The sequence below is a fragment of the Sphingobacterium sp. GW821-FHT03E03 genome, assembly GCF_059420745.1.
Genome location: NZ_JBWKUH010000011.1, coordinates 1 through 12,068, shown reverse-complemented (window position 1 = coordinate 12,068; position 12,068 = coordinate 1). Strand labels below are relative to the sequence as shown.

The following is a 12,068-nucleotide window of genomic DNA, read 5'->3' as shown; positions in this document are numbered from 1 at the left end:
CCCTTTTTAAAGGTAAATTTGAAACATCATGGCGTATAAGTTTATTGATAATTATCGGGAGAGAGGTGCACGCAAGAAATTGGTTGAGCATCTAAAAGGAAGAGGTATTGAAGACCAAAAAGTATTGGAAGCCATTGGGAAGGTACCACGTCATTTCTTTTTTGATGAAACCTTTTGGAATCAGGCTTATCGAGACATTGCTTTTCCAATCGGTGACGGACAAACGATCTCCCAACCATACACTGTCGCTTATCAATCCGAATTGCTCCACGTGAAAAAAGGAGATAAAGTACTGGAAATTGGAACAGGATCAGGGTATCAAACTTGTATTTTGCTCGAACTTGGGGCCGATGTATATACGATAGAACGCCAAGAGAACCTTTATCAACGAACAATTCAGGTATTACCCTATATGGGATATAAGGCTAATTTCTTTTTGGGAGATGGCTCCAAAGGTATTGAAAAACACGCCCCTTACGATAAGATTATTGTAACTGCTGGGGCGCCATTCGTGCCTGAAATCATGTTGAAGCAGTTAAAAATAGGTGGGATTTTTGTGATTCCTGTGGGGGATGAGAAGTCTCAGAAAATGATGACAATAATTCGTGTAGGCGAAAATGATTTTGACCGCATTGAATTAGACACTTTTCGTTTTGTACCCTTGGTGGGTGACCAGGCCTGGTAATTTACATTGTCTCGAAAAAATTAAGGATGCTTCGAGCCATTATTCGCTTTTTTGACAAAAAAAGTAAATGAAAATATATTGTTTTCTATTTACTCCTGTGAATGCTCTCAGTTTAAAAGTTGTAGTTTGTTACAGATATGATTTTGGATAGGATGCATTTCGTCCAACTGATGGAATAAAAAATTATTTAAGAATGAATCCAATAACGACATTATACGACCAAAAGCATCAAGAAATTGCCTCCACGGTCTTAAAATTAAATAAGCAGGTGAATACCCTGAGTTTAACCCGGCTCTTTGTAATTCTTGGTGGGGGAGCCTTGCTATTTTATACTTTTCAGTTGGAAAGTCTTCCATTGGTTTTCTTTTGTTTCTTTGCCTTATTGTTTCTATTTGCGTATTTGGTACGCAGACAAAGTCAGTTGGAACTTCAGAAAAACTATTTTGAAGCCTATCTGACGGTTTTGTCCAATGAGCAAAACATCATTGATGGAAAAGCAAATATGTATGCCCATGGAGAGAACTTTGAGGATGGTAATCATCCTTATAGCTCAGATATGGACGTGTTCGGCGCATATTCTTTATTTGCCCAATTGAATCGGTCAACAACAAAACAGGGGATTGATTTGCTGGCATCTTGGCTAAATGCACCTCTGGATAAAGAGCAAATCCAACGGAATCAGGAAGCGTCAAAGGAATTGGAGAGTGAATCGGAATGGATATGGGATTTTCAGGCGAAACTGCTGGCAAATCTGAATCATAAACTCGATATTAAGACTTTTTTGTCCAATTATTTTCAAGACCGAAATTTTAGTTTTGGAAATACTTTCATGCGTATGTATGTCAAAGTTGGTCCAATTTTATTTGTGCTAGCGCTTGTTGGAAGCTTTTTTATTTCCAAATTTGCGGCAGTCGCAACGTTATTAGGTTTGTTTCATATTCTCTGGGCTTTCGCCAAAGCGGGTAGTGTTGGTTTATTTTCATCAAGGATAGACAAAATTGGTGGAATACTGGGTTCTTATGCCGATGCGATACAAGCGATAGAAAACCATGTATGGAAATCCGTTTCCTTACAAGAAATGGCTAATGAATTAAAGCAGGGAGGGCATGCTGAACCTATTTCAAAAGCATTTAAAAAACTAGCAGTTCTTATCAATAATCTGGATGCACGAAATAATGTGTTTGTTGGGTTATTTCTGAATCTCTTTTTGTTATGGGATTTTAGACAGGTATTGGCGATTATCGATTGGAAAAATAAGTATGAACAAGAAATCCTGAATTCATTTGATACGTTGGCAAAAGTTGAAGCTGTGAATAGTCTCGCAATTTGGAAAAGAAATCATCCGACTTATGTCTATCCGGTCATCTTGGTCAATCCAGAGGAGGATAAAATTGAGGCACAAGGTATTTATCATCCGCTTATTCCGAATGAGTTAGTGGTTGCCAACGATTATACCAGCAACGATCATCGGGTTGCATTGGTAACAGGATCCAATATGGCTGGCAAAAGCACATTCTTACGTACCATTGGTGTCAATGCAATTTTAGCTTATGCTGGAGCGAGTGTTGCCGCCTCATCATTTCAACTACCGATCTATAAACTTATATCCTATATGCGTATTAGAGACAATCTGAACGAAAGTACTTCCACTTTCAAGGCCGAACTCAATCGGATGAAATTTATACTGGATACTGTAGCTTCACATACGGATAGTTTTTTTCTGATTGATGAAATGTTACGTGGAACAAACTCGGTTGACAAATATTTGGGCTCACGTGCGATTATTAAGCAGTTGGTTCGCTTGGATGGTAAAGGTATGGTGGCAACGCACGATCTGCAACTGTCTAGTTTGGAACAGGAATTTCCAAAAGATATCAAAAATTATCACTTCGATATCCAGGTTGATGAAGGGCAGATGCTGTTTGACTATAAACTGAAGACAGGGGAGTGTAAGATCTTCAACGCTTCTTTGTTATTAAAGGGGATAGGGGTTGATATCGAGGAAAATATTGGATAAAAATGACTCAACTGTTTTTGGATAGCCTTACATTTGTGCTCTCTTGAATCCATTAAAAATAACAATAAATGACTTTACAAGAACGTATTGATTTATCAGAAACGCATGTATGTACAACAGTATTCCCGTTTTTGACAAATCATCACGATACCTTATTCGGCGGTAAGGCGATGTCTATCATGGACGAGGTGTCTTTTATGGCCGCAACGAGATTCTGCCGCAAAACTTTAGTGACAGTATCGACAGATCGTATTGATTTTAATAAAGCAATTCCTTCCGGGAGTATTATAGAGGCAATTGCGCGTGTCCAAAATGTCGGGCGTACGAGCTTAAAGGTGAAAGTAGAAATATTCCTGGAGCATATGTATAAAGAGGGACGGGAACTTGCGATCGAAGGGGTGTTTACTTTTGTTGCTTTGGACGAAAACAAACAGCCAATTCCTGTTTTAGAAGGTTTGGATATTGAATAATCAACCTAATTTGACTGGGGAGAGATGACAAAAATTTAGAAAAACGGGTGGATTATTCCACCCGTTTTTGTGTTTATTCACTACGTTTGATTAGGCTAAGTTCTTTCAATTCTTCGTCTGTAAAGAGCCGGTAATGTACCTTAAAGGTTTTTCCAAGTGGTGTTTCCAACGAAAAGCCACCGGGACCAAAGCCCTCCAGTACATCAAGTGTGAAATGGGCATGTTTCCAATACTCAAACAGATCCCGGTCTACCCAAAACTCGTATCCTTCAACCAATCCGATCATGGCGTCATTCATGCGGGGAAAATAACCCCCTTTTTCAAAACATTGGGGCTGAGTCCCTTCACAGCAGCCTCCTGCCTGGTAAAACATCAATGCACCGTGTTTTGCTTCAAGGGTATGAATGAGCTCCTTGGCTTTGTCTGTACTATCTATTCTGTTGACCATTGCTGAAAGGATTGATAAATGAAGAATAAAGCATTCTTCATTGTGTTTTTAATTTACAGCGTATTAAAAGAACCCTAGCTTTTCCTTGCTGTATGAAATTAACATATTTTTTGCCTGACGATAATGGGCAAGCATCATCTTGTGATTTTCTCTACCAATTCCGGATTGTTTATATCCTCCGAATGGAGCGCCAGCTGGATAAGAGTGATATTGATTAACCCAAACACGGCCTGCCTGGATGGCGCGTGGAACTTGATAAAGTTGATGTGCATCTCTGGTCCATACACCGGCGCCGAGACCATACATAGTGTCATTGGCAATAGTAATAGCTTCTTGTTCATCTTTGAAAGTTGTTACAGCCAAGACTGGGCCGAAAATCTCTTCTTGAAAGATCCGCATCTTATTATTTCCTTTGAATAGCGTTGGTTTGATGTAGTAACCTTCTTCAAAACCTGCGCCGACATTATTTTCGTCTCCCCCAGTCAGCACTTCGGCTCCTTCTTGTTTGCCTAGTGTGATATAAGACATAATTTTGTCTTTTTGAATTTTGGAAGCTTGGGCCCCCATCATTGTTGTCGGATCCAACGGGTCACCAACTTTGATCTGATTGACCCGATCGATGACTCTGGTAATAAACTTATCATAGATATCCTCCTGCACTAATAACCGTGAAGGACAAGTGCATATTTCGCCTTGATTGAGGGCAAATAAAACGGCACCTTCGATTGCTTTGTCCAAGAATGCATCGTCAGCATCCATGACAGAACTGAAGAATATGTTGGGGGATTTTCCACCCAATTCCAGTGTTACCGGTATAATATTTTCTGTAGCATATTGCATGACTAATCGCCCTGTTGCGGTTGATCCTGTAAAGGCTGCCTTCGCTACTTTAGGATTCGTTACCAAGGCCCGGCCTAGTTCTGAGCCAAACCCATTCACAATATTTATCACACCCGCCGGTATCAGATCGCCAATAATTTCCATCAAGACAAGGATTGATGCCGGTGTGCTTTCTGCTGGTTTTAAAACAACGGTATTTCCGGCAGCAAGTGCTGGAGCAAGTTTCCAGACCGCCATTAAAATTGGGAAATTCCACGGAATGATCTGTGCAATAACGCCGATTGGTTCGTGTACAATTAAGGAAACGGTATTGTTGTCTAATTCAGTTATCGATCCTTCTTCGGCGCGGATTACTCCGGCAAAGTATCTAAAATGATCAATAGCAAGCGGGATATCTGCATTTAGCGTTTCACGTACTGCTTTTCCGTTATCTATGGTTTCTACTGCGGCAATATATTCCAGATTAGCCTCGATGCGGTCTGCAATTTTATTGAGAATAATGCTGCGTTCGGTTGCTGATGTTTTCCCCCAGGTCTCAAAGGCTTTGGACGCGGTATCTACCGCAAGATCGAGATCTTCTTTCGTTGAATGTGCTACCTGGGTATATACTTTACCATCTACGGGCGAGATATTGTCAAAATATTTTCCTTGGATTGGGGCTACAAATTTGCCGCCGATGTAATTGTCGTATCGTTCTTTGAACGATGGTCTTTTAATTGCGCTCATATGATTTATTATTACTTATTTTTAATCCCTTCTTATCAAAGTTAGCCAGCAATTATGCAATACCGTAGCATTATTGAGGCAAAGGGTAGCATCATTGTTGCAGTATAGTTTAGGATATTATTCTGGGATAGCCCAAAACAAATGCTTGGATTTTTTTGTTATATTTGATTGATTTCCAATTATATTTAGTTGATGCGATATGAGTGATAGGACACTGATTCATACATTACCATTTTCTCAGGGAAGGGAACTCAGTACGCTGGTGGAAAACCGACGCGCGTTTACATTGGATAGCCTAGAACTGAATATATATGAGACATACCGTGTGTCGGAATATGTACCCCTGCGGTTTGATGACCTGGTGATGATCAATATGATTCAGGGGAAGAAAATTATGCACCTTGAACATATGAAAGCTTTTGATTATCTACCCGGGCAGATGATCGTATTGCCAGCGATGGTTGATATGCATATTGACTTTCCGGAAGCTACACTGGAGCGACCTACGCAATGTTCGGCCCTCACCATCCGGAAGGAAAAAATAGAAGCTGTATTGGATTATTTAAATGAATTTTATCCAAAGGAACAGTTGGACCGCTGGCATATTGATCCTGAGCTTTTTCATCTTTACAATTCCAACGAGCTGGCCGAACTGGTTAATAAATTATTTCAGATTATAATAAGCGATAATCCGCTTAAGGATGTTTTGGCAGATCTGACATTTAAGGAGCTCACGATTCGATTGCTGCAGTCGCAGTCTCTTATGGCATTGAAGGTGGGGAAATCGCCCAACAAAGTACTTGTTCATTTACAGGAGTTTATCCGTAGGAATATTACTGAGAAGATATCCATAGATTTGCTGGAGAAAGCTGCTCACATGAGCAAGGCGAGTTTGACCCGGATGTTCAAACGGGAGCTAGGGTTGAGCCCAATGGAATATGTGATTCAGCAACGTATTGGTAAAGCAAAGCAGCTTTTGCTCTTGACCCGAAATGTAAAGGAATCCTGTTTTGGGGCAGGCTTCAACGATGTCAACTATTTCGTTCGCCTGTTTAAAAATAGGGTAGGCATTACGCCAGGAGCATTTGTCTTGGCGCAATGATAGAGTTAGAATTTCATGACGCGATCGAGTTCACGTTTGACATCTCTTTCCTTTATATTTTCCCGTTTATCAAAATCTTTTTTACCTTGTGCTAAAGCAATTTCAACTTTTGCAAAGCCGCGTGAGCTGATAAATATGCGCAAAGGAACAATTGTAAAACCACGTTCCTCGCCTTTTTCTTTTAATTTTTTCAATTCTCTTTTTGTCAGCAAAAGCTGACGGTCGCGTTTTGCTTCATGGTTATAAAATGAGCCCATGGAATATTCGGCAATATGCATGTTACGAATGTAAAGACCGTCATTAAAGAAACTGCAGAAACTATCGTTGATATTTGCTTTTCCCTCACGTATTGATTTTATTTCTGTGCCTAGTAGTCGAATTCCAGCGACGTATTTGTCCAGCAGATGATACTCAAAAGAAGCTTTTTTATTTTTTATATTGATATCTGAAGATAAAGCCATATATTGTTGTATATTAGTAAGTCTATACCATTGCTAGTGCAATGAACCTAAATGTAACTAATTATAGGATAATTTATAGTTCGCAAATATAATTATTAAAATTGTCTTATTTTATAGTAGAATTGTGTGGGGAGATGTTAGCGGAGTATTAAAATAAAATTAACTGTTTTGGGCGATGTGTTAAAAATATGACTAAATTTAAGTGAAAGTCAGATTATGTTTTCGTATGTTTGCAACGTTTTTTGGAATTATTGTGAATATATACAACGTAGAATTTTAACTTACATTGTGAGTAGAGCAGATTTTATTCGAAGACAGAGTTTTTTATATAAAAGTCCAATTCGAGAATTTTGTTTGTTACAATAACATCTAAAAGTTAGAAATAGTTTTAGAAATACCTTTTTATCGCATGAGTAAAGGAAAGTTAGGCGAAAAAATATCGCAATTTAAGATTGTAGAGGAGTTAAAAGCTAAAGGCTTATATGCCTATTTTAGACCTATTCAATCAAAGCAAGATACCGAGGTAAAAATCGATGGTAGACGTGTATTGATGTTCGGTTCTAACTCTTATTTAGGGTTAACGACTGATATACGTATTATAAAAGCAGCGCAAGATGCTTTGGAAAAGTATGGTACTGGATGTGCTGGATCGCGTTTCTTAAACGGTACGTTGGATATTCACGTAGAACTGGAAGAAAAACTATCTGCTTATGTGGGTAAAGAGGCCGCGATTCTGTTTAGTACAGGTTTCCAGTCAAATCTTGGACCATTGTCTTGTCTGATGGGACGTAATGATTATATTTTGCTGGATGAGCGTGATCATGCATCAATTATTGATGGTAGCCGTTTGTCATTTGCAAAAGTGATCAAATACGGTCACAATAATATGGATGATTTGCGTGCTAAATTATCTAGATTACCTGAGGAAAGTGCAAAATTAATTTGTACGGACGGTATTTTTAGTATGGAAGGTGATATTGTTAACTTACCGGAACTTACTACGATAGCTAATGAGTTTGATGCTGCTGTTATGGTTGACGATGCGCATAGCTTAGGTGTTATTGGGCACAAAGGGGCTGGTACAGCCTCACATTTTGGGCTTAATGACGATGTAGATCTGATCATGGGTACGTTTAGTAAATCATTAGCTTCTTTAGGTGGATTCGTTGCGGGTGATGCTGATGTGATTGATTTCTTAAAACACAATGCACGTTCGGTAATGTTTAGTGCGTCAATGACGCCAGCATCTGTTGCTTCTACACTGAAGGCGTTAGAGATCATTCAAAATGAACCTGAACATATCGAAAAATTGTGGAAAAATACGGATTATGCCAAAGCACAATTATTAGATCATGGCTTTGATCTAGGTGCTACGGAAAGCCCAATTTTGCCAATATTTATTCGTAGCAATGAAAAAACTTTCTGGGTGACTAAAATGCTCCAAGATGATGGTGTATTTGTTAATCCAGTTGTTTCTCCAGCAGTTCCTGCGGAGGAGTCTTTGATTCGTTTTTCATTGATGGCGACACATACTTATGACCAAATCGATGAAGCAATTGAGAAGATGGTTAAAGTATTCAAACAAGCTGAAGTTGAAACATTAATATAAAATCTAATCGTATGATTCAGATTGTACCCGTTGAAACAAAGAAACAAAGACGGCTGTTTATAGATTTCCCTCATAGCCTCTATGAGGGAAATCCTAATTATGTACCTGCCTTATTTCTCGAACAAGAAGACCTGCTTTCTCCTGATAAGCATCCTTTCTATAAACATTCCCAAGCACAACCTTTTTTAGCTTATCGTGATGATAAGATCGTTGGTCGAATCTGTGCGATTTGGAACAACAACCACAATGCCTTTAATCATGTCAATGAAGGGCAATGGGGATTTTTTGATTGCATCGATGATCAGGAGGTGGCCAATGCTTTGTTTGAAACTGCTGAGAAATGGGTGAAAGCAAAAGGGGGGGATACTATTGTAGGGCCTATCAATTTATCAACCAATGATACTGTTGGTTTATTGGTTGAAGGTTTTGATAAGCCTCCTGTTGCCATGATGCCTTATAATTCACCCTATTACATCGATTTGATTACCAATGGTGGATACAGTCATAAAGTAGACCTTAGAGCTTATTTGGTCATGGAAAAGACTGCAGACAAGCGTTCTGTTAAACTTTTGGAAAAGTTGGAAGAACGCTTAAAAAGGTCGGGGATTACGCTCCGCCAATTTAATGTAAAAGATTTTAAAAACGAAGCTGCGAAGGTTCGTGATATCTATAATAGAGCTTGGGATAAGAATTCAGGATTCGTTCCGATGACGGAAGATGAATTTAACTATACAGCTAAAGATCTGAAAATGATCCTTGATCCACGTTTTGCTATTGTAGCTGAAAAAGATGGTGAGCTCGTTGGTTTTGGTCTTGGTATTCCGGATATTAACCAAATCCTCATTAAGATGAAGAAAGGTCGTTTGCTTCCTACAGGTATTTTCAAACTGTTGTTTGGGAAGAAAAAGATCAATTTGCTTCGGGTGTTGATGTTGGGCGTATTAGAAGATTATCGCAAGCTTGGTATTGAAGCCTGTTTGTATGGCCGAATTATTAGAGAATCAAAAGATTCTAATATAAAAGGGGCCGAATGTTCATGGATGTTGGAGCATAATTATATGATGAACCATGCCATTGAACAAATGAATGGAGAATTGTACAAACGTTATCGTTTGTATCAAAAATCATTATGATAGAAAAAATATTAATCACTGGAGCGAGTGGTTTTGTGGGTTATCATTTGACAAGGGCGGCGAAGGAAGCAGGAATGGAAGTTCATGCTGCCGTTAGAAAGTCGAGTGATGTTTCAGAAATTCGTTCTGTTGTGGATAAATTTGTTTATCCTGATTTCACTGATGAAGCTTCCATCAAAGCTTTATTAGAATCGGAAAACTATACCTATGTCGTACATGCGGCGGCAATGACGCGTGCCAAACGCGAAGAAGATTTGGAAAAGGTCAATGTTGGTTATACCAAAAACTTGGCGTCGGCTTGTTTTTCATTGGAAAACCCAATCCGCAGATTTGTATTTGTAAGTAGTCTTGCAGCAATAGGACCTGTCCCTTATGCATCCAATTTAATTGATGAACACAATCCCTACTGCCCAGTGACAGCTTATGGTCGAAGCAAAAGGAAGGCTGAACTCGTATTGAGTGAGTTTGAGGGTCAACCAGTGACAATTTTACGGCCTACAGCAGTATATGGGCCCAGAGAGAAAGATATTTTTATTCTTTTCAAGACAATGAACGGTGGGATGGATGCCTATGTCGGAAGATCTCCTCAAAAGCTAAGCTTTATTTATGTGACGGATCTAGTTCAAGCGATTTTAAACGCTTGCCGTTTCGATCAAGGAGGGAAAAGAGTATACAATCTGAGTGATGGTCAGGTCTATGACAGATATGAAATGGCAAAATTTTTCAAAGAGTTCACACAAAAGAAAATGATCCGAATGCATATTCCATTGGGGGTCGTAAAAGCTGTAGCGGTAATCTTTGAACGTGTATATAAAAATTCAAAAACAATACCTGTACTATATCCAGAGCGATTGAATGAACTTACAGCAGAAAATTGGGGCTGTGATATTTCATTGGCTCAAAGCCAAATACAATACCAACCTAAATACAATTTGAAAGCGGGCTTAATGGAGGCACTGGCTTGGTATAAAGAAAATAAATGGTTATAATCACAGATAATGAGTGAGTTTAAAATAAATAAAAAGCTTTTTCAAGATCGAAAAAGAACAAATATCCTGAGTGAACCCGAACAAAAGTTGATTACCTACCTTGTGCCTAGGGTTCCTAATTGGATTACTTCGGATGGCCTTACAGCGATCGGTTTTTTTGGCTCGTTAATGGTTTTAGGGAGCTTTATACTTGCGGAATATGTGGATATCCGATATTTACTTTTGGGTATACCCGGTTTTTTTGTTCAATGGTTTGGTGATTCATTAGATGGGCGTATAGCTTTTTATCGGAATAAATCTCGCCGTTGGTATGGATTTGCGTTGGATATCGTAATGGATTGGATTAGTACAGTCTTTATTGGATTAGGGTATGTGCTTTATACGACTGGTGACTATAAGTATCTGGGCTTTACTTTAGTGTCGTTATATGGATGGGCAATGATTATATCACAACTTAGGTATAGAATTACGGATAAATATACGATAGATGCGGGGATACTTGGCCCAACAGAAATACGTGTCATTATCGCTTTAGTGATGTTATTAGAGGTTTTGATGCCTGGTTCTATTAATTGGTGTGTATTCGTCATTTGCATCTTACTTTTTATTATTAATGCAAATGATACACGTCTTTTGTTGAAACTAGGCGATGCAAAGGATAAGGAAGACAAATTAAAAAAACAGCAAGAGGAGGTGGGATAAATATGTCTTCAAAGGTGATTACTTTTTTAAAAGCACAACTTTCCGCCTTTTTAGGCGGATTGTTTGATTTTGGGGTATATTCTGCCTGTTATAAATTGCTACATATTAGCGCTCCTTTTTCTAATGCAATCAGTGGCAGTCTAGGTGCTGTCGTAAATTTCTTGATCAATCGGTATTGGTCTTTTGGTAGCACGCAAAATTCTGTCGGTAGTCAATTATGGAAGTTTGTGATTGTGGTTTGTGGAAGTATTTTACTTAAATCTACGGGTATACACTTTCTGGTGGACGTATACCATTTTAACTTTTTGTTTTCAAAGCTACTTGTTGAGTTGCTTGTTTCTTTAGGCTTTAATTATACGCTTCAGCGTTTCTGGGTCTTTAAAGACGAAGGGAAGTAATTTGTTTCTCTTTTCTTGTCGATTGAACGATGCCGTTCAGCTTAATGCTGTTTTTTCTGTACAACTGCTCCTAATCCATTTTTTAAATTTTAAATTGGTGAAATTGCAATCTGTATTGATAACTCCAGGTTATTTGCAGATCGTTTCAGTGCTATTTTAATTTTGGTTGCCGGCGTTTGCCTTTTAGATTATCATCGATAACCATAGCGTTAACAGTTATATTCTTTTAATTAAAGCTAAGGCTATTTGGTTATAATACTAATTGTTCTTTATTGATTATATTTTAGTTTAGGAATAATCTAGATTTAAGTTAGCAATCCATTAGGTATAGTTTAGCTTTTACCTAAACTATACCTAACTAATACCTAAACTAAACCTAAACAAACCCTAACTAAACGATGAATTTCTGCTGACCTTGATGGCTTCGCTTTTGCATTATCTTTCTGCAGTCTCCGCGGTTTGTTTCCGGTTACGGTTTTTATGCCTGC

The 12,068-nt window shown here is 38.5% G+C and carries 12 protein-coding genes; 9 read left to right on the top strand and 3 right to left on the bottom strand.

Annotated elements, in window-relative coordinates; all coding sequences use genetic code 11:
• Positions 1 to 28: 28 nt before the first annotated feature.
• The 3 genes from AC07UV_RS13700 to AC07UV_RS13690 all read left to right on the top strand — a co-directional run bounded on the left by AC07UV_RS13700 (position 29) and on the right by AC07UV_RS13690 (position 3,172).
• Positions 29 to 685 (top strand): protein-L-isoaspartate(D-aspartate) O-methyltransferase, encoded by a 657-nt coding sequence (locus AC07UV_RS13700; protein ID WP_120260051.1) that lies wholly within the window; start codon positions 29 to 31, stop codon positions 683 to 685.
• A gap of 193 nt (positions 686 to 878) precedes the next feature.
• Positions 879 to 2,702 (top strand): MutS-related protein, encoded by a 1,824-nt coding sequence (locus AC07UV_RS13695; protein WP_495184162.1) that lies wholly within the window; start codon positions 879 to 881, stop codon positions 2,700 to 2,702.
• Positions 2,703 to 2,770: 68 nt separating this feature from the next.
• Positions 2,771 to 3,172, top strand: a complete 402-nt coding sequence (locus AC07UV_RS13690; RefSeq protein ID WP_104383990.1) for an acyl-CoA thioesterase — start codon at positions 2,771 to 2,773, stop codon at positions 3,170 to 3,172.
• 73 nt (positions 3,173 to 3,245) lie between these two features.
• Here the strand turns inward: AC07UV_RS13690 and AC07UV_RS13685 are convergent, their stop codons facing one another.
• Both AC07UV_RS13685 and AC07UV_RS13680 read right to left on the bottom strand, forming a co-directional pair.
• Complete coding sequence (locus AC07UV_RS13685; protein ID WP_495184161.1) at positions 3,246 to 3,620, bottom strand: DUF779 domain-containing protein; 375 nt, start codon at positions 3,618 to 3,620, stop codon at positions 3,246 to 3,248.
• A 63-nt stretch (positions 3,621 to 3,683) separates the two neighbouring features.
• Complete coding sequence (locus tag AC07UV_RS13680; protein ID WP_495184160.1) at positions 3,684 to 5,186, bottom strand: aldehyde dehydrogenase family protein; 1,503 nt, start codon at positions 5,184 to 5,186, stop codon at positions 3,684 to 3,686.
• A gap of 199 nt (positions 5,187 to 5,385) precedes the next feature.
• On the opposite strand from AC07UV_RS13680, the gene AC07UV_RS13675 reads away from it, so the two are divergent.
• A complete protein-coding gene (locus tag AC07UV_RS13675) occupies positions 5,386 to 6,288 on the top strand; it encodes an AraC family transcriptional regulator (protein WP_495184159.1) in 903 nt (300 codons plus the stop codon).
• A 5-nt stretch (positions 6,289 to 6,293) separates the two neighbouring features.
• Here AC07UV_RS13675 and smpB read toward each other — a convergent pair whose 3' ends face one another.
• A complete protein-coding gene (gene smpB, locus AC07UV_RS13670) occupies positions 6,294 to 6,749 on the bottom strand; it encodes an SsrA-binding protein SmpB (protein WP_223582125.1) in 456 nt (151 codons plus the stop codon).
• 409 nt (positions 6,750 to 7,158) lie between these two features.
• Between smpB and spt the strand changes: the two genes are divergently transcribed.
• From spt to AC07UV_RS13645, 5 genes are read left to right on the top strand one after another with little or no spacing between them, the layout of a single operon-like run.
• A complete protein-coding gene (spt, locus tag AC07UV_RS13665) occupies positions 7,159 to 8,358 on the top strand; it encodes a serine palmitoyltransferase (protein ID WP_108635089.1) in 1,200 nt (399 codons plus the stop codon).
• Positions 8,359 to 8,369: 11 nt separating this feature from the next.
• A complete protein-coding gene (locus AC07UV_RS13660; RefSeq protein ID WP_282252324.1) occupies positions 8,370 to 9,491 on the top strand; it encodes a GNAT family N-acetyltransferase in 1,122 nt (373 codons plus the stop codon).
• Complete coding sequence (locus AC07UV_RS13655) at positions 9,488 to 10,480, top strand: NAD-dependent epimerase/dehydratase family protein (RefSeq protein ID WP_495184158.1); 993 nt, start codon at positions 9,488 to 9,490, stop codon at positions 10,478 to 10,480. Before AC07UV_RS13660 ends, AC07UV_RS13655 begins: the two co-directional genes overlap by 4 nt.
• A 9-nt stretch (positions 10,481 to 10,489) precedes the next feature.
• A complete protein-coding gene (locus tag AC07UV_RS13650) occupies positions 10,490 to 11,182 on the top strand; it encodes a CDP-alcohol phosphatidyltransferase family protein (RefSeq protein WP_282252327.1) in 693 nt (230 codons plus the stop codon).
• A 2-nt stretch (positions 11,183 to 11,184) separates the two neighbouring features.
• Positions 11,185 to 11,580, top strand: a complete 396-nt coding sequence (locus tag AC07UV_RS13645; protein ID WP_335994187.1) for a GtrA family protein — start codon at positions 11,185 to 11,187, stop codon at positions 11,578 to 11,580.
• Positions 11,581 to 12,068 lie beyond the last annotated feature (488 nt).